General features: G+C 66.8%; 17 protein-coding genes and 8 pseudogenes. 7 read left to right on the plus strand and 18 right to left on the minus strand.

The genetic code is table 11. The features are described 5' to 3' along the window. Positions 1 to 186: 186 nt before the first annotated feature. Complete coding sequence (locus ACZ5VC_RS32275) at positions 187 to 903, minus strand: ATP-dependent DNA ligase (protein ID WP_469123609.1); 717 nt, start codon at positions 901 to 903, stop codon at positions 187 to 189. 95 nt (positions 904 to 998) lie between these two features. Between ACZ5VC_RS32275 and ACZ5VC_RS32280 the strand changes: the two genes are divergently transcribed. Together ACZ5VC_RS32280 and ACZ5VC_RS32285 are read left to right on the plus strand one after the other, a co-directional pair. Further along, a complete protein-coding gene (locus tag ACZ5VC_RS32280) occupies positions 999 to 1,508 on the plus strand; it encodes a GNAT family N-acetyltransferase (RefSeq protein WP_469123523.1) in 510 nt (169 codons plus the stop codon). Between the two features lie 17 nt (positions 1,509 to 1,525). Continuing rightward, the gene (locus tag ACZ5VC_RS32285; RefSeq protein WP_469123610.1) at positions 1,526 to 1,990 is read left to right on the plus strand and encodes a hypothetical protein; all 465 of its coding nucleotides are present in this window, start codon (positions 1,526 to 1,528) and stop codon (positions 1,988 to 1,990) included. Between the two features lie 85 nt (positions 1,991 to 2,075). Here the strand turns inward: ACZ5VC_RS32285 and ACZ5VC_RS32290 are convergent, their stop codons facing one another. Continuing rightward, positions 2,076 to 3,056: a GNAT family N-acetyltransferase gene (locus tag ACZ5VC_RS32290; RefSeq protein WP_469123524.1), complete on the minus strand. Its 981-nt coding sequence runs from the start codon at positions 3,054 to 3,056 to the stop codon at positions 2,076 to 2,078. Positions 3,057 to 3,098: 42 nt separating this feature from the next. Further along, positions 3,099 to 4,277 (minus strand): annotated as a pseudogene (locus ACZ5VC_RS32295) (IS256 family transposase); the annotation flags it as partial. Positions 4,278 to 4,740: 463 nt separating this feature from the next. Here ACZ5VC_RS32295 and ACZ5VC_RS32300 point away from each other — a divergent pair. After that, positions 4,741 to 5,423 (plus strand): annotated as a pseudogene (locus ACZ5VC_RS32300) (transposase). Between the two features lie 192 nt (positions 5,424 to 5,615). Here the strand turns inward: ACZ5VC_RS32300 and ACZ5VC_RS32305 are convergent. From ACZ5VC_RS32305 to ACZ5VC_RS32320, 4 genes and pseudogenes are all read right to left on the minus strand, one after another. Beyond that, positions 5,616 to 5,693, minus strand: a pseudogene (locus ACZ5VC_RS32305) (DUF4259 domain-containing protein); the annotation flags it as partial. A 217-nt stretch (positions 5,694 to 5,910) separates the two neighbouring features. After that, positions 5,911 to 6,312, minus strand: coding sequence for a hypothetical protein (locus ACZ5VC_RS32310; protein ID WP_469123525.1), 402 nt, complete (start codon positions 6,310 to 6,312; stop codon positions 5,911 to 5,913). After that, a complete protein-coding gene (locus ACZ5VC_RS32315; protein ID WP_469123526.1) occupies positions 6,309 to 6,722 on the minus strand; it encodes a hypothetical protein in 414 nt (137 codons plus the stop codon). The genes ACZ5VC_RS32310 and ACZ5VC_RS32315 overlap by 4 nt, the downstream gene beginning before the upstream one ends. After that, the gene (locus tag ACZ5VC_RS32320; RefSeq protein WP_469123527.1) at positions 6,614 to 7,741 is read right to left on the minus strand and encodes a hypothetical protein; all 1,128 of its coding nucleotides are present in this window, start codon (positions 7,739 to 7,741) and stop codon (positions 6,614 to 6,616) included. Before ACZ5VC_RS32320 ends, ACZ5VC_RS32315 begins: the two co-directional genes overlap by 109 nt. 1,285 nt (positions 7,742 to 9,026) lie before the next feature. On the opposite strand from ACZ5VC_RS32320, the gene ACZ5VC_RS32325 reads away from it, so the two are divergent. Next, complete coding sequence (locus tag ACZ5VC_RS32325; RefSeq protein WP_469123528.1) at positions 9,027 to 9,533, plus strand: DinB family protein; 507 nt, start codon at positions 9,027 to 9,029, stop codon at positions 9,531 to 9,533. A 403-nt stretch (positions 9,534 to 9,936) separates the two neighbouring features. Here the strand turns inward: ACZ5VC_RS32325 and ACZ5VC_RS32330 are convergent, their stop codons facing one another. The 3 genes from ACZ5VC_RS32330 to ACZ5VC_RS32340 form a co-directional block, all read right to left on the minus strand. Further along, positions 9,937 to 10,086 (minus strand): hypothetical protein, encoded by a 150-nt coding sequence (locus ACZ5VC_RS32330; protein ID WP_469123613.1) that lies wholly within the window; start codon positions 10,084 to 10,086, stop codon positions 9,937 to 9,939. Continuing rightward, the gene (locus tag ACZ5VC_RS32335) at positions 10,020 to 10,355 is read right to left on the minus strand and encodes an AbiJ-related protein (protein WP_469123529.1); all 336 of its coding nucleotides are present in this window, start codon (positions 10,353 to 10,355) and stop codon (positions 10,020 to 10,022) included. The genes ACZ5VC_RS32330 and ACZ5VC_RS32335 overlap by 67 nt, the downstream gene beginning before the upstream one ends. A gap of 150 nt (positions 10,356 to 10,505) precedes the next feature. After that, complete coding sequence (locus ACZ5VC_RS32340) at positions 10,506 to 11,762, minus strand: FAD-dependent oxidoreductase (RefSeq protein ID WP_469123530.1); 1,257 nt, start codon at positions 11,760 to 11,762, stop codon at positions 10,506 to 10,508. A gap of 98 nt (positions 11,763 to 11,860) precedes the next feature. On the opposite strand from ACZ5VC_RS32340, the gene ACZ5VC_RS32345 reads away from it, so the two are divergent. Beyond that, complete coding sequence (locus tag ACZ5VC_RS32345) at positions 11,861 to 12,865, plus strand: helix-turn-helix transcriptional regulator (protein ID WP_469123531.1); 1,005 nt, start codon at positions 11,861 to 11,863, stop codon at positions 12,863 to 12,865. Here the strand turns inward: ACZ5VC_RS32345 and ACZ5VC_RS32350 are convergent. The 5 genes and pseudogenes from ACZ5VC_RS32350 to ACZ5VC_RS32370 form a co-directional block, all read right to left on the minus strand. Further along, a pseudogene (locus ACZ5VC_RS32350) lies at positions 12,862 to 13,858 on the minus strand (IS481 family transposase). The gene ACZ5VC_RS32345 and the pseudogene ACZ5VC_RS32350 sit on opposite strands and share 4 nt — an antisense overlap. 8 nt (positions 13,859 to 13,866) lie before the next feature. After that, entirely contained in the window at positions 13,867 to 14,883 is a 1,017-nt protein-coding gene (locus tag ACZ5VC_RS32355) for an NADPH:quinone oxidoreductase family protein (RefSeq protein WP_469123532.1), read from the minus strand. Between the two features lie 46 nt (positions 14,884 to 14,929). Beyond that, positions 14,930 to 15,295 carry a MerR family transcriptional regulator gene (locus ACZ5VC_RS32360; RefSeq protein ID WP_469123533.1) on the minus strand — a complete coding sequence of 122 codons (366 nt, stop codon included), beginning with the start codon at positions 15,293 to 15,295 and terminating at the stop codon, positions 14,930 to 14,932. Between the two features lie 1,157 nt (positions 15,296 to 16,452). After that, the gene (locus ACZ5VC_RS32365) at positions 16,453 to 17,490 is read right to left on the minus strand and encodes a glycoside hydrolase family 5 protein (RefSeq protein ID WP_469123534.1); all 1,038 of its coding nucleotides are present in this window, start codon (positions 17,488 to 17,490) and stop codon (positions 16,453 to 16,455) included. 114 nt (positions 17,491 to 17,604) lie between these two features. Continuing rightward, positions 17,605 to 18,375, minus strand: a pseudogene (locus ACZ5VC_RS32370) (transposase). A 486-nt stretch (positions 18,376 to 18,861) separates the two neighbouring features. Between ACZ5VC_RS32370 and ACZ5VC_RS32375 the strand changes: the two are divergent. Both ACZ5VC_RS32375 and ACZ5VC_RS32380 read left to right on the plus strand, forming a co-directional pair. Further along, complete coding sequence (locus ACZ5VC_RS32375) at positions 18,862 to 19,179, plus strand: DUF6221 family protein (protein ID WP_326623941.1); 318 nt, start codon at positions 18,862 to 18,864, stop codon at positions 19,177 to 19,179. A gap of 31 nt (positions 19,180 to 19,210) precedes the next feature. After that, a pseudogene (locus tag ACZ5VC_RS32380) lies at positions 19,211 to 19,842 on the plus strand (IS110 family transposase); the annotation flags it as partial. A gap of 71 nt (positions 19,843 to 19,913) precedes the next feature. Here ACZ5VC_RS32380 and ACZ5VC_RS32385 read toward each other — a convergent pair. The 3 genes and pseudogenes from ACZ5VC_RS32385 to ACZ5VC_RS32395 all read right to left on the minus strand — a co-directional run. Continuing rightward, a pseudogene (locus ACZ5VC_RS32385) lies at positions 19,914 to 20,396 on the minus strand (GNAT family N-acetyltransferase); the annotation flags it as partial. A 70-nt stretch (positions 20,397 to 20,466) separates the two neighbouring features. Further along, positions 20,467 to 20,784, minus strand: a pseudogene (locus ACZ5VC_RS32390) (IS982 family transposase); the annotation flags it as partial. Positions 20,785 to 21,178: 394 nt separating this feature from the next. Continuing rightward, positions 21,179 to 21,910: an SDR family NAD(P)-dependent oxidoreductase gene (locus ACZ5VC_RS32395; RefSeq protein ID WP_469123535.1), complete on the minus strand. Its 732-nt coding sequence runs from the start codon at positions 21,908 to 21,910 to the stop codon at positions 21,179 to 21,181. Positions 21,911 to 21,949: the final 39 nt, after the last annotated feature.

The raw sequence follows: 21,949 nt of genomic DNA on the forward strand, positions 1-21,949 counted from the left end.
CAATGACCCCGCAGCAGCCAAGTACTGCCAGCGGTTGCGACAGCTCGCTGTGCTCGTGTCAAGGAACCTGCCCAGCACCAAATGAGACAGACTCTTACACGCTTCGCCGCCTGCGATCCCTCGCTTTCGTGTCAGTGCGCGACCTGCACATCTCTCACCAGATGACAGTGGACAGGCCTCGTTCTCTCACTTCCTCGACAGGGAGAACGAACATCGGAACCCCACGCTGACCTGCACCTGAGTCCCGCCATGAGCACATACGCCACTGCCACTCGCCCCACTGACACGAAACCGAGAGATCGCAGCAGCGGGACCGTGCGGCCGATGGGGGCGGAGGCGTCCGGTCGGGTCGTGACGGCCGAGGATGAGGAGTTGGGGGCGTGCGAGGGTGCCGGTGATAGCGCCGATGATCGCTTCGACGCCGGAGACGTCCGTCCAGTCCTCCAGCCACTCCCTGGCCTTGTGCGGGTCGGTGGTCATCGGGCACAGGGTCCACGGGGCGGTCAGTGCGCATGCCTCCAGGCGTCGGCGGCGCTCGGCGTAGGCCAGCGCCAGCAGCTCGATGCCGTCGATCTGCAAGGCGCCGAAGGCAATGAAGAACGCCGGGCTCTTCGCGGCGAGCGCGGCGGTGCGGCCACGGGCGGCGGCCCGGCGCTGGAGGGCTTCGAAGGACAACCGGCCGGCTGCGGTGTCCCAGACGACGAGCTCGCCATCGAGGACCAGGCCGTCCGGCAGCTGCTCGGCGGCCGAGACCAAGTCGGGGAATCGGTCCTGGACCAGGGAGCCGCGCCGGGTCGGCAGGAGCAGGCGGCCGCCGGTGATGGCGCTCTGTGAAAACGGCCGCCCCCCGCTTGGACCGGCCCCAGAGTTGCTCGCCCTGATGCCCCACGTGGACGAGGACAGTGAGAGGTTGCGGCAGCCGCGAAATCACCACGTGGCGGGGGCCTTCACGTGAAATTCTCTGGCCCTCAAGTTCGTTGGGATGATCGGATAGGCGCATGAGCCTTCTTCGTAACGAGGCGGCCGAGGTTGTCGTACCAGTCCTCGTCCGTGACCTGACGCCCGCTGATCTGCCGGCATGTAGGTGGTCCGGCTCAACCGCCCATCTGGTGCAGGTGGAACGGGAGCTGGAGCGCGCGGCAATGGGTGAAGTGGACTATCTGGCGGTGTGCACCCCGGCTGATGTTCCGGTGGCGATCGGAGGCATCGACTACCAGGTCACACCCGACGCGGGCACACTGTGGCAGCTCGGGGTGCTCCCGGCCCTGCAGTCGTGTGGGCTGGGCACTGTCCTCATCCGGGCCGCGGAGGACCGCATCAGGTCACGCGGCCTGCGGCGTGCCGAGCTCGGCGTGGAGGAGAGCAATCCACGAGCCCGGTCCCTGTATGAGCGACTGGGCTATCTGGCCCACGGCCGACGGCCGGATGGCTGGGACGTACAGGCGCCGGACGGCTCACTGCACAGGTACGAGACCATGTGCACGCTGATGCGCAAGGACTTGTCGTAGGGGGACACCGCGTGGCGATGGAAGTGTGGGGGCCGCTCTTTTCACTCGCAGGCGTCGCCCTCGGCGGCGGCCTGACCGCGCTCTCCCAACGCGCTACTCAGCGCTCCGCTGAACGGCTGGAGGAACGCCGCCGCACAGCGGCCACCAGCGAGGCGCGCCGGGCAGAACAGATGCAGGCGATCAAGGACTTCATCGCCTGCGCCCAAGATGCCGAACGGGCGGCCTACAGCCGCCCCGAGGCATGGGGCGATGACGAAGACTGGAACAGTGCCGCTTCGGCCGCCATGACCAGGCTCTGGATCGCTGAACGGCACCTCGTGCTGCTCAGCGACGAAGACCTGCACGCCCCTGTGTACGCATACGGTCGAGCACTCAACCAGGCTGTGTGGCGCGAGATCGGCGACGTCGAGGTCAACGAGCACCTTGAGGAACACAAGACCGCCTTCATGACCGCAGCACGCGCGAGCCTCGCCTCCCCTTGAGTACAAGCGACCAGGGTGGGATCCCTCCGTATCAGAGGCATTATCAAATCCTGTGGACTGACCCGACAGCCCAATGGCCGATCGATCAAGCAAGCGGCTTTCGGTAACGGACGTACTCGTTCTGCTGCCGGAACCCCACACTCTCGTAAAGGTCGTAGGACCGGTGCGGATTTGCCGTGCCCGTGAACAGCCGGGCGGTCGTTGCACCCTGCTCGCGAAGGCTCCGCAGCCCGTCCAGCAGCAGAACCCGGCCGATTCCGAGGCGTCGCTGGTCCCTCCGGACACTCAGCTCTTCCACCTCGCCCACGGCGTGGTCGTGACGGCGGATGGAGCAGAGGGCGACGCCGACCATGTCCTTCCCGTTCCAGGCAGCCCTCCAGCATGCCGGGTCGGCGGTGTCGACGAAGTCCTGGAAAGGCCATCTCTGAGTGAAACCGGTGTCCGCGTACGAGTCGACGACCGTCCTCCAGGCTGCACGGTAGTGGCTTGTCCCGATCGGCCCTGTCCGTATCCCGGCTGGCAGTTCGCTGCCCTCGGGCACCTGCTGCAGATCGCCTAGTTCCAGCTCGACCAGGCTGAAGAATCGTCGGTAGCCGGCTGCGCGCAGAAGTGCCGTGGCGTCCTGCTCGGAGGCCATGGCGTTCGCGCCGATCACTGCCGTCCGCGCCGTTCCGTGCTGTTTGACGAGCTGGCGGATCCGCGCTTCGGCCCAGCTCAGCATGGCTGAGCCGATGCCCTGGCCGCGATGCTCGGGCAAGAGGTAGCCGCGGTGCAGGTACAGCCACGTATCGTCCCGCTCTTGCCACCACCGGATCGTCGAGTAGCCGACGACGCTCCCGTCGAGCACCACTAGGATCTGGTTCCTGGACGGCTCCTCCAACTTGGCAGAAGCTTCGGCGATCTCGGCCGCTGTCGGGAGCCCTTCCACAACCGAATGGACATCGACCCGGTCCCGTTCAACACACCCCAGCCGCACCGCGGCCATGGCGCCGTGGTCTTCGTCGCCGCGATACGGCCGGAACCCGAAGCCGACTGGAAGGTCCTGTCCTGCCGTGCCATCCAACATGACCGGATGTTCTCGAACTTCGAGGCAGGTCCGCCACCCTATTCACGCTGCGGTCGTCTTCGGCCGTTCAACGAGCTGGCCGCGTTCAAAGCGGGCCCCGGCGCGGACGAGGGCAACGAGGTGGGGTGCATTCACGGCGCGCCAGCGGGCCTGGGCGGACTCGACGAGCTTGAAGACCATCGCCATGGCGGCGGCCCGGGATCCGGCGCCCTTGGTGACCTTGGTCCGCAGACGGACGGTCGCGAAGGTCGACTCGATGGGGTTGGTTGTCCGCAGGTGGATCCAGTGCTCGGCGGGGAAGTCGTAGAACGCCAGCAGCTCATCCTCGTCATCGACGATCTTCTTGACGGCCTTGGGGAACTTCGCGCCGTACTGCTTGACGAACGCCTTGACCGCGGCGGCCGCGTGCTCCTTGTCCTCGGCGTTGTAGTGTCCTGGATGGCCTTCTTCGCGCGGGCTGAGCTGACTTCGGGAGGCTGTCGAGACAGTTGGCCGTTTTGTGAACCCCAGCACCTTTGGTGGCGGGTTTCGGGGAAGACCTCGTTCAACGCGTTCCAGAAGCCCAGGGCTCCGTCGCCGACGGCGAGGACGGGAGCGCGCATGCCGCCCGCTGGCAGTCCCGCAGCAGGCTCGCCCAGGGCTCCGAGGACTCACGGTAACCGTCGGCCATCGCGACAGCTCCTTGGTTCCGTCCGCGCGCACGCCCATGACGACCAGGACCGCGGCCTTCGCCTCCTCCAGCCGTATGCGCAGGTGGATACCGTCGGCCCAGACGTAGACGTAGTCCGTGGCGGACAGGTCGCGCTCGCTGAACGCCTTGTGGTCGGCCTGCCACTGGGCGGCCAGCCTAGTGATGGTGGCCGGCGACAGGCCGGCCGAGGAGCCGAGGAACTGCTCGAGCGCGGGCACGAAGTCCCCGCTGGACAGGCCGTGGAGATGGAGGAGCGGCAGCACCTCGCTGATCTTCGGGGACTTGCGGCACCACGGCGGCAGAATCACCGAGGAGAACCGCTTGCGCTCGCCGGTTGCCTCGTTGATGCGCTTGTCGTTGATGCGTGGGGCCTTCACCTCGATCACCCCGGCTGCGGTCGCGACCTTCCTGGGCTGGTGATGGCCGTTGCGGACCACCAGGCGACGCCCGCTCTCTTCTCGCTGGTCGGCCAACTCGGCGATCTAGAAGTTGACTTCAGCCTCCAGGGCGGCGGCCAGCATCCGCCTCGCGGACGATGTCGTCGATCAGAGAACCGGTCTCGGTCGTTCCATCGGCATTCACTACGCTCAGCACGGGCGTGCCTTCCCAACCGACGGTGCAACGTCGGCCTACTCGATGACCAGAAGTCGATCACTCGGGAAGGTACGCCCTTCGCGTCCAACCCGAGGCCGATCCACAGGTCATGAGCATTGCTCCGACTTCGGCTCCCCTCGCCGAGAAGGCCTGTCCACTTCAATCAGCAGGTTGGACCGCAGCTCGCCCGAGGGAGCCTGGGTGAGCTGAGTAGAGTGCGGAGACTGAGCCATTTCAGTGCGGCCACTAATCGGGTGACGCCGTCGACGTCCGCAACGCACGAGGCTCCCGTGCCGTTGAGAGAGGTGTTCGACGTCTCAACTCATCGGCTCAGGAGCCTCGTTAGTTCCGTATCCTGCCGCACTCGACCTGCCTCACGCGCTGGTCGAGTGGGTAACCATGCTCATCGTCACCCGTGGGGGTGACCGCCGCTGCAAACTCCCGCCACACCAGCGGGCCCTCGTCGGCCTGGTCTACCTCCGCAGGCACGACACCCTCGCGCAGATCGCCCCTGGCTTCGGCATCTGCGTCGGCACTGCTCACGCCTATGCCACCGCCGTCATCGATCACCTCTCCCAGCGCGCACCCGGCCTGCCGCGTCCTGAGGGAGACCGATCCCGATCACGTCCTGCTCGACGGTAAGCTCGCGGAGTGCGACCGGGTCGGCGACAGCCGCGCCGACTACTCCCACAAACACTGTCGACACGGAGTGAACGTGCAGGTGGTGACCGATCCAGCCGACAACTGCTGTGGATCTCGCCCACGCTGCCCGGCCGTGCCCAAGACCTCACCGCGGCCCGCACCCACCGAATCATCCTGATCTGCGAACGCCAGAGCGTCCCGGTTCTCGCCGACCGCGCCTACATAGGAGCCGGCCGGTGGGTGACCACACCCCTCAGACGCCCACCGGGGCGCGACCTCACACCAACCCAGCGAAGCGTCAACCGCGCGCTGTCCGGGCACCGGTCGAGCGCGGCGTCGCACGGCTCAAATCGTGGCGCACCTTCCGCAAAGCCAGGTGCAGCCCGAATCGAATGAGGTCAATCGCTGCAGCCGTCCTCACCCTCGAGCGGCAACGCTGAAAGAGCTCAGTGGCTGCTCAGATCAGCGCCGGCTGGCCTGCCACGCTGGGATGATTCGGCCAGCGCTTCAACGCGCACGGCGATTTGCTGTAGGGCCACGTCCACATCGGCGTCACCACCGACGTCTACGCCCACCTCCGACTCCGCCTGCAGCGCCAAGCCGTCGACACCGACGACCGCCAGTGGCTGCGATACAGACTGTTCTTCCAGCTCATCGAGGAAGTCCTCAGCCGAGTCGCTGTCGAGCGAGCCTGATCCCCAGGTTCCCATCACAAATTCCAGTCGAGACTTACGGAAGGTACCCGCCGAATGAACTTGAATCTCTGGATCTCTCCGGTTCAAGAGAGTCCAACCCCTCTCCTATACCCCTTCCATCATCGTTTGTTCCATGCGGCGAATCGCTAGCCCGTCTGCACCACGCGGCAGACTGTTCACGGACTCCGACTGAGTCGCAGCCGTAGTCCGTGACAGTCGCAGCCGGCAGCCCTCACACCGTGGCGAACCACAGATCGTTCGCCGAGAAGGTCTCCATTTCCAGCTCTCGGAGCTTCTCCTCCTCGCCGAACGCCCGCCCGAGCACGGTGATATCGCAGTGCATGACTGGAGCGTCGAATGACGGAACAAGAATCACCGTTCCGTCCTGGGCGAGGACCTGCAAATCTCCTGAAGTGCGTTCCTCGGCGACGATCAGTCGCAGCGTTGTGGACACCATTGCCACGCGAGCGTCCCGGGCCAGGACACTCAGCCATTCCTCGTCGGCTTCTTTATCCCAGTCGACAACCCCTCCGACCGATCGGGCCAGATAGTCGGCGATCTCGACTGCGACCTCTTCGCACCAGGTGACCGGCGGATCACCCAACCGCGCCAGCGCATCCGAGACATCGATCACGGTGCACCCCCGGGACTCCCATGAATAGCACCCCGAGCATTCCGGTAGGCATTTATGTAGTGAGTCAATTCCCCAGCCCTTCCGACAACCCCAACAGGACCATTCGTGACGTACACCTTGGCCTTGTTTCCGACCCATAGTCCATTGGCGTCAGCATAGGCGGCAGCGTCCAGAGTGGCCTTTTCCGCATCTACGCCCTTCAGGAAGACGCTCTTTGTCGGACCGGACGAACCCGGGAGGTGCTTCAGCATTGCCGGGTAACTGACGGTGTATGTGCCGTTCGTAAGCTCCCCATGACGGTTCAGGTAGCTCCCAGGCGCCGTAAAGCAGTTTGCATTGTGAACCAGGACCGGAGTCTGCCCAGCCAGCACATAGTACGTGTGGAGGTCGTCCACGGTGAGGTTGTACACGTGCGAGCTCGCGCGCTGTATGCGCGGTTGGCCTGCACCGAGACACGCTTTCCCTCAGCGGTGAGCAGAGTCATCCGCGGCTTGAGCTTCCCGGCGGCAACCCAGCGAGCCTCGGATGGCGACCAGAACCGATGCTCGTGAGTGGCTGTGATTTTTTCGCGACCGCGGTCGGTGGCAACCGTGAGCTCGTTTTCCATGTAGGCGCGCAGCGAGCCGGCGTATTCGCCCGACTTGGGAGCCACGAGCGTCTGCACCATCGCCTGCATCATGGGATCCGACCGCGTCGAGATGGTCGGCGCGGCGGCATTCGTGGAGCAGTACTGCACCGTCCCGTTGCCGGGGATGAGACCGACGCTGGTGGGCACGCCCGGCTTGGGCACATAGGTGACCTGCAGCTCGGCGTTCCGGTTGAACCGCTTCCAGGCCGAGGCCTCGCCCTCGTCCTTGGCCCGCAGCATCAGCATCAGGCGGGAGATCGATCCGTCCGCCAGCGCGCGGACCGTCGCCCGCAGGTTCTCGTCCGTCTCGGCGCTGTTGTCATGGAACTCGATCCACGAGTCCGGTTGATCGGGCGAGCAGTTGGTGCCTCGCCCCGCCGACACGTCGCGATCACCCAGGTGGTCCAGTTCTCTGGGGCCTGGCCAGCGGGTGGCCTCGGAGATGTTGTCGGTGCGCTTGAGGTCCACCCAATGCGGTTCGCAGTCGAACGACCAGGTCTCATAGGCGCGGAAGGTGGCGTCGATGACCTGCTTGCCGACGAGCTTGGTGTTGGCGAACTCGTAGTACATGCGGTTCGTGTACGAGGCACCTGTGGTGCAGTAGTACGGTCCTGACCGGCTGCAGTGGCCGACGCCGTAGTCGCCCTCGAAGTTCCAGAACCGGTCCCCGTCCGAAGAGAGCACCGTGCGCTCGGAGTACCCCACGCCCATCGGCGGATCGATGTAGACCGGGTAGACGGTGTCCTCGCCCAGGATGCCAAGGTCCGGCGTCAGCGTGACCGCGCCATCCGCGACCTGCACCGGCAGAAGAGCGCTCGCGTCGCCCTTCCCAGCTGGGATGGGTCCTCGGGCTCCGCTGCCGGCGCACCGGGGCTGTCCTCACCAGCGGTGTCTTCGGCCGGCGCCTCGAAGGCTTGCGTGCGAGCCATCTGCGCCTGAGGACCGGAGGAGGCGTCCCCGCCGAGTCCCACATCTGGCCGGCCGGCCCCTTGAAGACCACATTGCCGTCCTCGTCGATGGCCCGCAGGCCACCACCCGGACTCGGTCGCAGAGCGAGGCCCTGGCCCTTGGCGGACAGCTTGATCTGTCCGAGCTGCGGATTCGCCGCCGCCTCGGCGGACTTCACGACCAGGACCTCGCGGTAACCCTCGGAGGTCGCGGTCAGCTGAAGGTCGACCCCCTTGAACACCTCGGGGTAGGTGGCAGTGGCGCCGGCGAGTACCGGCTCGGGCAGCTTGCCGGGCCAGCCGAAGGTGAGCGCACCGCGCTCGCTGCCTAGGCGGATCATCCCCTCACCGCTGCCGCCCCCGGAGAAGGACAACTGCACCACGGCGGCCTTCGGCCCCACGGAACCGTCCGCGCGGTGTTCCAGGGAGGCGTCGACCGCCCGCCATGCACCGTCCGCTCCCCGCACCCGCTGCGGAGTCGTCGACTGCGTCAGCGTGAATGTCCCATCCGGGTTCGCCATCGTCTGCGTGTACTCGCTGCGCTCCGCGACCACTTCCACCGGCTCGCCGCTCTCGGCCGCCTGAGCGGACGCTCCCGACAGCGCAAGGGACTCCGGCATCTGTGAACCGACGTCGGCGAACGCCGGACTCGGCAACGCCGCCGCTCCGAGTGCCCCCGCCAGCAGTGCCACTGCCACCGGTCTGAATGCGCGCGGGCGCACGAACATGACTCCCCCACCCCCCGGGCCTCCCCAGACCCGCAATAGAACACACGGTCCATTCACGGACCGCATGCGGGCAGTACGGTTCCGTGGTCATCGAAGGCAAGGCCGAAAAGGCGACACCGGTGGCGCATACAGCAACCTCGCTGACCCCAAACCGCGCGAACCCCGAATAGACCTGACAGGTCCTCAAGTAACGCTTTGGTTGCAGCGATCGCACCGCGCTGGCGTGAGGCGCGGACCCGGGTCGGTTGAGCAGCCGGACGCAGGCGGCCTGTACAACGACTACGAGCTCGTGCAGGCCGGTGGCGGCCGGAGCGCCGCAGGTGCACACCCAGGTGGCCGGATTCACACGCAGGTTGGGCCCGTCGATAAACACCTCGACATCAGTCGCGGTGATCGGGGACGCTTCGCGCGATGACCAGAATCGACGACACGCCGCCCGCGTGGGACGAGCGCACCCAGCTCACCACGTTTCTCGACTACACACGTGACACCGCCCGTGCCAAGTGCGAGGGCGTCTCTGCGGAGAACGCTCGCAAGGCGCTCCTGCCGGGCTCACCGCTGATGACCATGAGCGGAGTGATCAACCACCTCCGCTGGGTCGAGTACTACTGGTTCCAGGTGGTCTTCCTCGGCGAGGAAGACCAGGGCCCCTGGACCGAGGACGACCCCGATCGCGAGATGCGTATCGCCGTCGACTTCTCGCTCACGCAGTTGCTCGACGAATACGCCGAACAGAGCGCCCACTACCGCGAACTGGTCGCCGGGAGCGGACTGGACGATCAGGCCAAGCGAGCCGTCCGCAACGGCCTCCACGTCGACCTGCGCTGGATCATCCTCCACCTCACAGAGGAGACAGCCCGCCACAACGGCCACCTGGACATCCTGCGCGAGATGCTCGACGGCACGATCGGCGGCTAGGGAGATGGCATGCGCGGTACAACTCGACCACCTCGCGAAACCCACCACCATCCCCGCACCCGAGCCCGCTAGCCCCACCCATCGGGCAGGCAGAACAGCCTGACCAGCACAAACGCCAACCGGGCCTTTTCACGCTAGAGCTACCTACAACGAACACAGCCATGCTCAGCACAGACCACATAACCCCAGCTCACACACACCGGCCTCACCACCCGAACCGCTCACCCCGCCTCTCAACAAACCCGCCACACACCAGGTCAGCCACCGCCCACTACACCAACAAACCCCCTCCGAGCGTCAGCTCTTGACCTCGCCATCCGAACCACTCACCCCACCTATCAACGAACCAACAACACACCAGGTCAACCACCACTTGGTACACCAACAAGCCTCCCTCCGAGCGTCACCAGAGCAGTCCTTCTTTGTCGGCCGGGCGGTCGTAGACCAGTACCTGGTCTACGCGTTCGGCGACGACCAGTACCTGGTCTACGCGTTCGGCGACCTCGATGTCGGTGTCGAGGGCGCTGGTGAACCGGATGTCTGGCTTGCCCAAGGTGGCGAAGATGAGATCGCGCGGCCGACGCGCGGTGCCGCGGCCGTGGTGGGCGAGGTAGAACTGGGGCAGCCGTCTGCTTCTCCGTCCTGGCTCAGCTTGGCGCCCACGGGGTGCAGATGCCGGTTGGCTAGGTCGACGAAGCGGCACTGTGCCTGTTCGTCAGGGAGGGCCGCGGCTGAGGCCAGGCCCTCGAGGAACGCCCCGAAGCGGGGCCAACGGACGGAATTCGCTGACCTGCTGAAACGTGGCTGCCGGAGCATGGACATCCCGTGAAGGGTTGTGGAGTCTCCCGGTGAACGCGCAGGGCCGGTACAGCCTCACCGCCTCCCTCCCGCGTGAGGGACTGCGGCCTCTGCGTGACCCGGACGCGGTAGAACTGGACGACGATGACAGCGGACCCGAGGACTGAGCGCGGCTTACGCCGACATTGATCGGCGATGACGCAGCCGGGCGGCAGCGGCCAGGATCGGGGTGGTCACGGCGGTAGCGGCGGCGCCGAGTGTGGTGTCGGTGGCCAGGATCAAGCGGACCGTTCTCATTGCAAGGGTGAGGATCTCGCTGCCGCGCTGGCGCATGCCCGCCTCGAATTGGTTCATGGCCTCGGCCGTCGTCGTATCGCCGTCATTGACGTCGCCCAGGTGCTGGAGCAGGGCGGCAGCATCGCGGATTGCCGCGCCGGCCCCCATTCCGGCGGTGGGCGGTGTCGCGTGGACGGCATCACCAAGCGCGGTGATGCGGCCCGCAGGCCATGGCGCGAGCTCAGTGGCGCGGGTCGAGGCGGCGTTGAAGCGGTACGCGGCCACGCTGTGCGGGTCGGCGCGGGCGATGACTTCAAGCGTGTGCTCGGCCCAGCCCTGCTCGCGGAACCGTCCCAACAGCGCGGCCTGCAACTCGCCGTCGCGCAATGCGCGTAGGGAGTCGGTCGCGGGGGATTCGGGGAACATGGCGCCCCAGATGTAGGTGGGACCGGTGGTGACGGACATCCGCAGCTCGGGGGCGTCTAGCGCGGCGTTGCCGACTGGGTCAAGGAAGCCGACGTACAACGCTGCACCCCGGGGGCCGATCGCCAGCCCTGATCGTGGTCCGAGCCGTTGCTGTTCAACGGGACTCAAGTCAGTGCGCAGGGTACGGCCGGAGAACCCGATGATGCCCGCCGGGCTGTTGGTCCGGCCTCCCGCCAGGTGCTGGGCAACCAGGGAGTGGGTGCCGTCCGCGCCCACCACCAGATCCGCCGAGACAGGTGCGGCGTCCGTGAACAGCACTCGGGGTGCGCCGTCGTCGCCCCGGCCGACGTCGGATACCGTCCGCCCCAGATGCAGATCATCGCCGACCTCCTCGGCCAGCAGCATGCGCAGAGTGATGCGATCGACATCGATGCTGGAATCGCCGCTGAGATCCGGCCCGCGGCCGAGCAGTCGGCCGCGACGGTCCCATAACGCGTCGCGGTCGCGCAGCCGCAGCGCCGAAGCCGACGCCAGCAGCCGCTGCATGATCTGCGGCGCCACGAGCTCCCGCAGTGCCGACTGGGCCCGCTCGTCCAGGGTGATGTGGTAACCGCCTGTCGCCGCCACGTCGGTGTCGCGGTCGAACACCGCCACCTCGAACCCCCTGCGGCGCAACCCCGCCCCCAATGCGAGTCCACCGATCCCGCCACCGACCACGACAACACGCATACCTGTCCGTCCTTTTCCACCACTGCTTGCCTGCACGGCCACTCAACAGTGACACCGGTAGTGGACACCGAGTGGCCACTACCGGGCATGATGGGACGATGGCGAGCACCTCACGACGGGCATTGCGGCTACTGTCCCTGTTCGGATCGCGCCGCCTGTGGCCACTGCGCGAGCTCGCCACCGCGCTTGGGGTCAGTGAGCGCACCGTTCGCCGTGACATCGAGACCCTGCGCCAGCTCGGATACCCGATCACCACCGTCCACGGGCCCGATGGCGGCTATCAGCTCGGCGCAGGGCACACCCTCCCTCCGCTGGTGTTCGACCACGATCAGGCCCTTGCGGTCGCGGTGGCCCTACAAACCGCGCCCAGCACGGTGTTCGGCTTGAGAGACGACGCGGCGCGGGCGCTGGTCACCCTGGAACAGGCCATGCCCGCTGCGCTGCGGGAAGCGATGAAATCCCTGCGCCTGACCAGGTTGCAGAACTACTGGGAGTTCCCCGCACCCCCCATCGACTCGACCGCGCTCACCGCCGTGGGGGCCGCGGTGCGCCACCGCCACGTACTCGTCACCGAAACGCTGCGCCCCGACGGCTCACGCCCCGAAACCGGCGACGACGACTTCCTGCCCGCCCGCCGCGTTGAGCCCCACCATCTGGTCGTCTGGGCCGGCCGGTGGTACCTGGTCGCCTACGACCTTGGAGACCACCAGTGGCGAGTGCACCGCGTCGACCGGCTCCGCCCCCGCCCCACGACACACCGCTTCAGTCCGCGCCAGCCTCCCTACGACGACCTCGCTCACTTCGTCATGAGCAGTCACGATCGCGGCGACACCCTCGCCGCCTGGGAGTGCACCGGCGAGGCCCGACTCAACCTGCCGGCCGGCGTCGTCGCCCGCTGGGCACCGAGCGGCTCGGTCGTCGAACACCTCGACTCTGAGCACTGCCGCCTCACCCTCGGCGCCTGGTCCTGGGCCGGCATCGCCGGGATCCTCGCCACCTTCGATGCCGAACTCACCGATCTCCGCCCGCCCGAACTCGCACACGCGTGCCACCGACTTGCCTGCCGACTGGCCATCGTCGCGGATACCGAAAGAAAGCCCTAGGTGTATGAGGCCAGGACGTTGGTTACGCCTGCGCGTAGTCGCCAGGCTGGCGGTTGGCCTCCTGCTGCACCGTGGGGTCGGTGGTAGTTGTAGAGGATGTTCCAGACGCCGAGGGCGTCGTGGCGTTCTTCGGAGAACCAGCTGCGGGCATAGAGGAACTCTTCGGCGATGATCCGGTTGTAGCGTTCCACCTTGCCGTTGTGGCGAGGCGTGTATGGCGTGATGCGCTGGTGACGCGCGCCGAGTAGGGCCTGGGCGAATGCGTCGGCGCGATAGGCGCCGTTGTCCGTGACGATGCGTTCGATGTGGGTGATGCCGGGGCTGCAAACCAGGCTCTGGCCCGGTGCAGGAACCCGATGGCGGTAGTGGCCTTCTCGTCGGGCAGGGATTCGGTGTAGGCAAGTCGGCTGAAGCCGTCGACGGCGGAGTGGAGGTAGACGTAGCCGCCGCGTGCGCCCTTGTTCTTGCTGCGCTCGACCGTCTTTGGCCTGGTGACTTCCGCGCCCGTGGACTCGGCCAGCCACCGCCGTCTGGGATCCGGCCGACCTTCTTCACGTCGATGTGGACCATGTGTCCGGGTCGGCGAGCGGTGATCTTCCGCGGTTCCCGGTTTGTGTCACCGCTGGGATCGATGAACCGGCGCCGGTTCAGGCCGAGGGCGTTCAGATGCCGTGACACGGTGCGGCGGCTGAGCGAGATCCCCTCGGCCTGGAGCTCGAATGCGATTCGGGTGGCTGACCACTTTTCGGCTCGACGGAGTGCCTCGATCCTGGCCACGACGTCAGAAGTCGTCGTCGTTGGCTGGTGTCGGGGTGTTGAGGAAGGGTCCAGCAGGCCGAGTTCACCGTGCTGACGGAAGCGGTTGACCCATTTCGACGCGCACGCACGGGAGATGCCCGTCTCGGCCGCCACGTGGGCGATCGGGCGGTGTTGGGAACGCTGCACGAGTCGCAGCCGCCCTTCGGGGGACAGCGGAGCATTGCGGTGAAGCACGATCGTTCCTAGCGCCACGGATCGAGGGCGAGCTTGCCCCGGGTCTGGCCCGCTTCGAGTTGCTTCAGCACCACCGCCCCCTCGGCCAGGGGGTGAACCTGGGGGGTGCCGGGCGTGTACACGCCGTGGTCGATGAGGGCCTCGATTTCGACGAGCAACGACTGGTAGAGCGACGGGGCCGCGGTCGCCAGGGCGCCGATGTGCAGACCCTTGACCTGGACCTGATGGGTGAAGACCAGGTCGTGCGTGGTCAGGGTGGCGTCGCCGGACGCGGCGCCGAAGACGACGATGCGTCCGGTGAAGGGTTTGGTGACGGACAGGCTGGTCTTGAACGTGGCCTGTCCCACTGATTCCAGGACCAGGTCGACACCGCCGGTCAGGCGGGTGATCTCCTCAGCCAGATCGGGGCGTCGGCTGTCCAGGACCTCGTCGGCGCCGAGGGCTTTGACGGTGTCGTGCTTCGCCGGTGACGCCGTGGCGATCACGCGCGCACCGTAGTGGCGGGCGAGGCGGACGGCAGCCTGCCCCACGCCTCCGGCGGCGGCGTGGACGAGGACTGCCTCACCTGCCTTGATCTCGCCCAGCGGCTTCAGTGCCGCCAAGGCGGTGGCCCAGTTCAACACCATGCCGAGGGCTGCGGCGTCGCTCCAGCCGGCCGGCACCGGAAGCACACCCGCGGCCGACATCGTCATGTACTGCGCGAAGGCCCCCGGGCCGGCTCCGACAACGTGGGTGCCGAGCGGCAGCGGACTCTCCACGTCCGGTCCGACACCCACGATCTCCCCGGCAGCCTCGAAGCCCGCCGCATAGGGGGCCCGAGGGCCTCCCTCGTATGTTCCATGGGTCTGCATGACGTCAGCGAAGTTGACCCCAGCGGCGCCCACCCGGATCAGGTACTCGCCGGGTCCCGGGGTGGGGCGGCGCTGATCGGTCGCGAGGGTCAGGTCCTGCGGACCCCGGTGCGACCGCTGGATGAGTGCTCGTATCGTCTGCTCAGCGGTGTTCTTCTGCTCGTTGATCTCCATGCAGCGACCGTAGGAGTCTGACACTTATGTCAAGGTCAAGCGGCGGTCAGAGATCAGCACGGTGGGCCTCGCGAAGGTAGGTGTCGAGTGCCGCCTGCTGATCGCTGAGAACGGCGATGCGTGCGGCGAGCCGATCGCGATAGCTCTGCACCTCCCGCAGGAACTCCGTGCACACCGCGTCGATGCCGGCATCAGAGCCGTCAGTGAGGCGGGGCAGGAGTTCCCTGATCAAGCGCACGGGCAGCCCGGACTCCAGCAGTGTGCGGATGACGAGGACCCGGTCGATCGTGGACTGGCAGTAGTCACGGAACCCGTTGCTGAAACGGCCGGGGACGATCAAGCCCTCATCCTCGTAGTGCCGCAACGATCTCGCACTCACACCACTGATCCTGGAAGCCTCACTGATCTTCATACCCGGAGGCAACGCTCAAGAGCACCGCGATCTTCCGGCGCTCACCTACGACGAGTTGGAGACCTGCTCAGGCGTCAACAACCTCATGTCCCGCAACAGTTAGCCCTCGTCGGTGGGGTCACTCCCCAGCCGGCCGAGAAGCCGCACACAGACACGCCCGCCCCAGCGCAGCAACAGCACACCAAGTTCCACTGCCGGGATCCCCCGCGGTACGTCGACGACCCGACCAGGTCCTTGACCGGGGAGGTGGCGGGGTTGTCGCCCAGAGCGAGGGCGGTGAAAGTCTGGGCGGCGGCTTCGCGCAGGAGGCCGGGGCCTCCCGAGCATCGGTCGGACAAAGGTGATCTCAACAGGGGCGGCCCGCACCACCAGAGACAAAACGAGTAAAGTCCGCCTATTTCGGTGGGTGGGATACGAGTTGGCGCGACGGTCTGAGATGCGGGGCAAACCCAGGTCTCTGGCGTCGACCTGGTCCGCCCGGCGAACCGCCCGTACGGCCGCGACGACAGGGCGACGGCCGTCACTGGGGGCGTGCTGGCAAGTGCCGGGGGAGGTGTGCGAGCACCAGCAACCGGCTCCTGCCGTCTCGCCGGCACCGACTCGAGCTGAAGATCTGGCCAAGGCGGGCTGACCTGCGCACATCGGCATCAGGAAGAGGAAGAGGCTGGGAACGAGCTCCTTGCCGTCCCCGGCTATCTCAGAGGGCGTTAATTAACGCCCTCTGAGGTGTGCTGTCGATGGCACGCTCATTCCGGCGGTGACTGCTCGTACCGAGCAAGGTCCTCGTTCGTCACGAAGTAGTTCTGGCCCGCTTTCAGCGTCATACAGCAGAGCACCTCGCAGAATCGGATTGGAAGCATCGAACACATGCTTCTTGATGAGGACGCTCTCGATTCCGTACATTCCGGGGTCCTTCATCACGAGTGTGCTGCGGGTGACGAAGGTCAGTTCATCCATCATTGCGATCCCTATCTGGTAGTGCCATTGCGCGAAGAGCCATGACCTGCGAGGAAAGCCCGCACGGCCGGTTCCGCCAGAGACCGGCGCAGCAATGGAGACTGTTCGCCGCCTACGCCACCGGGCCGAAGCCGGACGCGACACAGAACCGCTGGTTCCCAGTCCGGCCATCCCTTTCGGGGGTCGGCCGGGACTGCCGTTCACGCATAGAGGTAGCCCCTCGGGGCGGTCCCGCCAGTGCCGCCGGTCGTACCTCCGCTGGTGCCGCCGCCGGCGTAGATGGTGGCCTCCTTCGCGGTGGCGGCGATGCCGTCGGTGCCCTTGAAAATGCGTCGGCCCCAGCCGGTCAGGGAGTTGGCGTTGAAGTTGTCGGCCATGTCCAGGTAGCCGCCGGTGTTGCCGCTCCAGGACCAGCCCAAGTAACCCAGGCTGAGTTGCTCGGCGGTGGCCATGATCGCGTCCTCGTCGGGGTTGCCGTCGGTGTGCCAGTCGCCGAACTCACCTATCACGATCGGCAATCCGGCACTGACGAAGAAGTCGAGGTAGTCTCGCACCGTAGCGGCGGTTTCATAGACCCCGTACATGTGGATCGAGAAGATCGTGTTCCCGTTGGGGTCGTCTTCGAAGGCCGTTCGGGCGTCGTTGCGCATGGTACCCGACCAATCCTGGCCCCAGTTGGGGGCGTCGACCATGATGGCGTGGCCGAAGCCGGCGCGTCGCAGCTTCCGGACGGCAGCGCTGGTGTCGGAAGCCCAGCGCTCGTAACCTTTGTTACCGTGCGGCTCGTTGCCAATGTTGATGACCACGTAGTTCTCCTGGCCCTGCAGTGCCCGTTTGACCTTGATCCAGTACTCGGCGGCCTGGGAGAGCGTGGCGGCGCCACCCACCTCGCCGTAACCGGTGGTGTCGTGCACCTCCAGCACACAGATCAGCCGGTTCTGCTTGCACAGGCCGATGATGGTAGAGACCTCAGCGGCGCTGGTCATCGTCCACTGTTGGCCGCTGGCCAGCACCACGCGGACGGTGTTGGCGTTTTTCGTCTTAATGTCGGCGAGGGAGCCAGTCCGGTCGGTGTACCAAGCGTGAGGATGGCTGACGCCGCGCATCACGAAGTCGTTGCCGTTGGCCTCGACGACACGTCCGTTGCTGACGCGGATGCCGGTGGCGGCCTCGGCCTCGTCGGCGGGTCCGGACGCGGACGCCAGCGCCGTGGCCGCTTCCGTGGGCCGCAGATGCATCGCTCGTCGGCCAAAGCCTTATAGGGATGCGGGGGGACGCGGCGCGTAAGGGCTGTCCCGTAAATGATCTTCTGGTTGTCTCAGGCATGGTGGGCCGCCGTGCGGCCCACTTCCCTATCCGGCGCGGGCGAGGTTGTGCATCCGGGCGATGCCGTGCATGGCGTGGTGGACGCAGTCGTCCTAGAGGCGGCAGTCGCGGAGGATCTTCCAGGTCTTCATGCGGGCGAAGACGTGCTCGACCCGGGCCCGGACCTGCTTGGGGGACCGATTGTGTTCCTCTTTCCACTCCTGCAGTTCAATCTGACCGTGCTGCCGGCGGTGCGGGATGACCAGTCCAGTGCCCGGGTATCCGCCGTCGGCGATCGTGAGGGTCTTGCCGACGGCGGCCTTGGCGCCGGACTCGTCCCACGCCTTGCAGTCGTTGCGGTTCCCGGCCAGCGGCCGGCCGACCACGACGACCAGCCGGGTCTCGGCGTCGATGACGACCTGATGGTTGGTGGAGTACCGGTAGTTCTTGGACCGCTCCGCGATGGTGTGGTCCCGGGTGGGGACCAGGGTGCCGTCCACGATGAGGACGGCGTCCTTGGCGAACCGCTTGCGGGGCTGGAGAGAGAACATCGGCCCGAGGTGATCGATGATGCGGGCCGCCGCCGACTTCGACACCCCGAACAGCGGCGCGAGCTGCCGCATCGTGAGGTTCGTGCGCCAGTACGCCGCGACCAGCAGAGCGCGGTCCTCCAGCGGAAGACTCCACGGCCGGCCTTTGCGGACCGCGTCGCCACCTCGCGTCGCAGAACCGTCACCAGTTTCCCGAAGGCGCGGGGGGCTGAGCCCGGAGAACGGGGCTATCCAGGACGGCTCCGACGCCGTGATCACACCAGCCACACCAAGATCATCCCAGGCCGGTTAGGGTGCCTTCGCCGAGCCGACGGACTTGAGACGGATGATGGAGCAGGACGAAGCCCTGCAACTCGCGGTGGCGTTTCTCGCGCACAGCCAGCGCGATGACGAGCCGCCTCTCGCCATCGGCGCAGAGCGGGTCCGTGAGAGAACAACGGACTCCTGATCGTGCCCTACAACTCCGTGCAGTACCTCGCCTCGCGTGATGTGTGAGAGCAGCTGCTGGACTGCTGGCCCATCTTCGTCGACGTTGCGCGCGGAGACGTGCGATTTGACCCTGGACGGGCGGCATCTGTGGAGGAACCCGAGCACCTGACGGCTGTCCGCACTGGCCCGTCTCAATGAACTTTGACGGCGTCTCAACGAAGTTTGCCGGCTTGGTCAGCTCTCGGGTTCAGCTGGCGGAGTCGACGGCGTCGCGGGCGGGACCTGAGCGACACACCGCAATCGGCATGGGAGATCATGCAGGGTATGACTGCCGAACTGATCACCTGGCTGCACGAGCAGATCGACGCCGACGAGGTGGCAGCCGCAGACCAGCCACCCATGTCATGGCTTCCCGAAGGGCTGTCCCCCGACAACCCGCTTGCCGCGCTCTACTCACCGGCCCGTACCATCGCCATGCGCCGCGACTTGCTCGCCGCCTGGCGCGACCCGGAACACGCCGGTACCCAGGACCACGACAGCCACAGCATCGACTGGTCGCTGCGGGTCCTCGCAGCAACCGCCTACTCCGATCGCCCGGGATACCGCGAAGAGTGGGCCCCTGCCGACGACGAGCCGGCCTGACACCGTCGACTCCGCCAGCTGAACCCGAGGGGCCGCCCGGCTCACACTCGCCCAATTGCGGGCCGCCCTCAAACGCAGTGGTCGCACCCGCTCCTTCGACGCGGAAGCCGAGCGCCTGCAGGCCGCTTTCCGCGCCGAGTACGCTCGCCAGATACCAGCGGTCGAAGACGCCTTCGGCCAGCAGCTGCAGGCCCTCCTCACGCAACTGACCGCCGCCTGCCAGGCCGCGGACGACCTCGCCGCCGCCGCTGAAGAGTGCTTCCACCTGCACGCGGACAGCGAGATCCTGCTCAGCTTCCCTGGCCTCGGCCCCCTCCTCGGCGCCAGGGTGCTCGCCGAGATCGGCGACGACCGGGCTCGTTTCACTGACGCCAGAGCCCTCAAGTCCTATGCCGGCTCGGCACCGATCACGCGAGCCTCCGGGAAGAAACGCTTCGTTGGACGCCGCTTCGTCAAGAACAACCCGGCTCATGAACGCCGGCTTCCTCTGGACTTTCGCCGCCCTCCAGGCCTCACCGGGGGCCGACGCCCACTACCGGCGCCAACGCCGCTCAACGCAACCTGCTCAACCGCTTCCTCGGCCAGCTCCACCACTGCCTCAAGACCCGGCAGCACTTCGACGAACAACGCGCCTTCGCGCCACTCCTCCAAGCGCCTGCATGACCCGCGACCCCGCCCGGCTCCGTCAACAGCACATCGACAGATCCGAGCTGTCGGGCTCCATCGGAATGCACTACCGGGGACCGCAGGCCGAGCCACTGATCGGCGTCCCAGGCCTGGAACCGCTCCACTTCAATGAACCCCAGCTTTCCCGCGAGGCGCATCGAGCCGACGTTGGCGGTCTGGGTGGCGAGCACCACCGGCTCGCCGGGAAGGACGCCTTCGAGCCAGTCGAGTGCCGCCGCGCACGCCTCGGCGGCATACCCGTATCCCCACGGCAGCCGGGCGACGATGCTCCGTTGCCCTCCTGAGCAGAACCTGGCCGATCATCGCCCCCGTTGAGATCAACGACGAAACTCCCGGGCCGCCGCCCGGGCACCTCAGGCATCTCGCGCTCAAGCTCTTGACGCGGCCGGGCGCCGCCGAGATAGGTGTGCACCTCCGGCGAGGACATGCAGCTCGATGAACGTCACACGGTCCCGGGCCTCGGGTTCACGCAACACAAGCCTCTCGGTTCTGATCGGTGCAGGCGGCCAGGCATCGGCTCCGAGATCCATCGTGTCGGCCAGCCAATCAGCAGGCTCAGCAGCGATCAAGGCTCGCGAATCCTCTTGACTTCTTATCCCCTGAGAAGTCTGTTGCGAGGAGGCGGTTGACCTGCGCGATCAGGTCGGTGGCCTTTCGCAGGCGCCGGTTGTAGCCGGACTATCCGGGCAGGTAGGGGAACAGGTGCCGCAGGTGGGCCTGGGCGTGGCGGATCCAGCGGCGCTCGGAGGTGAAGCCGAGCAGGGCCTGCATCACCGCGAGGGTGACCAGCTCGGCATCCGTGAGCCGGGGCGAAATCCCGACGACGGGGCGCCACGGCGCCAGGTACGGCGATTCCTTCAGCAGGTCGTCGGTCTTCACGTAGAGCGCGGTCGCGAGCGAGTCCAGGTCTGGCGTCACACCCGACCTTTGGACTCCCTCGCTTTATGTAATGCGCGCCAGCGAGCCCTTCTGTGACTTGCCAAGATAGGTGTCACCAATTCTGCGGGCCGACCTGGGCTTCGGTGGCGCAGGGGTCACGCCGCTTGTCACCAGATGGTCGACCGTTGTTGCCACCTGCTCCGAGTTTTCGGCCCAGTTGTCACCGAGCGCATGGAGATTCGGCAGGTCGGAGGGTTGGTGAACAGCAGTGAGGTCTTGCGATTCGGATCCCCGGGTCACGATTGTTGGAGCCGGTAGCGGTGCGGGGCGTTGCCCCGGGCACCGGAGCGTCGGCAGGGACGGCCACCACGGATCTGTTCGAGATGCGTGGGCGCAGCGGCATCAGCCTGGCGGGTGGTGGCCGCCGTGCACATCACCAGGGCACTACGCCGGCGTCGTCGAAGAACTGTCCGGTGGGGCCGTCGTCGGGCAGGGTCGCGAGTTTGATGGCGATCGCCGCGCCCTGTTCGGGGGTGCGCACGCCGCGGAAGCCGTTGAGGTCGGTGGCGACGTAGCCGGGGCAGCCGGTGTTGATCAGGATGTTCGTGCCGCTCAGCTCCCGGGCGTATTGGAGGGTGACGGCGTTCAGGAACGTCTTCGACGGCGCGTACGCCGCGGACACCGGACCTGCCGTCTGCTCGGCGGCGGGTCCTGACTGCCGGGTGAGGGAACCGACGCTGCTGGACATGTTCACGATCCGTGGTGCGGCGGAGCGGCACAGCAGCGGCAGCATCGCGTTGGTGACGCGGATGACGCCGATCACGTTGGTGTCCACGACCGTGTGGATGGTGGCGGTGTCGATCCGGGTGGGCTCCTGTGGCATGTCGCCTGCGATGGCGGCGTTGTTGACGAGCACGTCGAGACGTCCGGCCTGTTCGTCGATCAGCCGCGCGGCGGCGGTCGCGCTCGCGTCGTCGGTCACGTCCAGCGGTACTGCGAACGCGTCGATGCCAGCGGCGCGCAGTTTCTCCACCGCGTCGCTTCGGCGCTGGTCGTCGCGGGCGCCGACGCCGACGCTCCAGCCGAGGGTGCCCAGGCCTGCGGCGATCTCGTAGCCGATTCCCTTGTTCGCGCCGGTGACCAGCGCGATCGTCCGTTCAGTCATAGGGACGATGCTGCCTTCGGGCCTCGGCGGGGGTCCAAG

The organism is Streptomyces sp. NPDC033174 (genome assembly GCF_055577795.1).

Coding starts and splice junctions, on each gene's coding strand:
- ACZ5VC_RS32280 (WP_469123523.1), top strand. CDS start 999: ATGAGCCTTCTTCGTAACGAGGCGGCCGAGGTTGTCGTACCAGTCCTC.
- ACZ5VC_RS32285 (WP_469123610.1), top strand. CDS start 1,526: ATGGAAGTGTGGGGGCCGCTCTTTTCACTCGCAGGCGTCGCCCTCGGC.
- ACZ5VC_RS32290 (WP_469123524.1), bottom strand. CDS start 3,056: ATGTTGGATGGCACGGCAGGACAGGACCTTCCAGTCGGCTTCGGGTTC.
- ACZ5VC_RS32325 (WP_469123528.1), top strand. CDS start 9,027: ATGACCAGAATCGACGACACGCCGCCCGCGTGGGACGAGCGCACCCAG.
- ACZ5VC_RS32335 (WP_469123529.1), bottom strand. CDS start 10,355: ATGTCCATGCTCCGGCAGCCACGTTTCAGCAGGTCAGCGAATTCCGTC.
- ACZ5VC_RS32340 (WP_469123530.1), bottom strand. CDS start 11,762: ATGCGTGTTGTCGTGGTCGGTGGCGGGATCGGTGGACTCGCATTGGGG.
- ACZ5VC_RS32345 (WP_469123531.1), top strand. CDS start 11,861: ATGGCGAGCACCTCACGACGGGCATTGCGGCTACTGTCCCTGTTCGGA.
- ACZ5VC_RS32355 (WP_469123532.1), bottom strand. CDS start 14,883: ATGGAGATCAACGAGCAGAAGAACACCGCTGAGCAGACGATACGAGCA.
- ACZ5VC_RS32360 (WP_469123533.1), bottom strand. CDS start 15,295: ATGAAGATCAGTGAGGCTTCCAGGATCAGTGGTGTGAGTGCGAGATCG.
- ACZ5VC_RS32365 (WP_469123534.1), bottom strand. CDS start 17,490: ATGCATCTGCGGCCCACGGAAGCGGCCACGGCGCTGGCGTCCGCGTCC.
- ACZ5VC_RS32375 (WP_326623941.1), top strand. CDS start 18,862: ATGACTGCCGAACTGATCACCTGGCTGCACGAGCAGATCGACGCCGAC.
- ACZ5VC_RS32395 (WP_469123535.1), bottom strand. CDS start 21,910: ATGACTGAACGGACGATCGCGCTGGTCACCGGCGCGAACAAGGGAATC.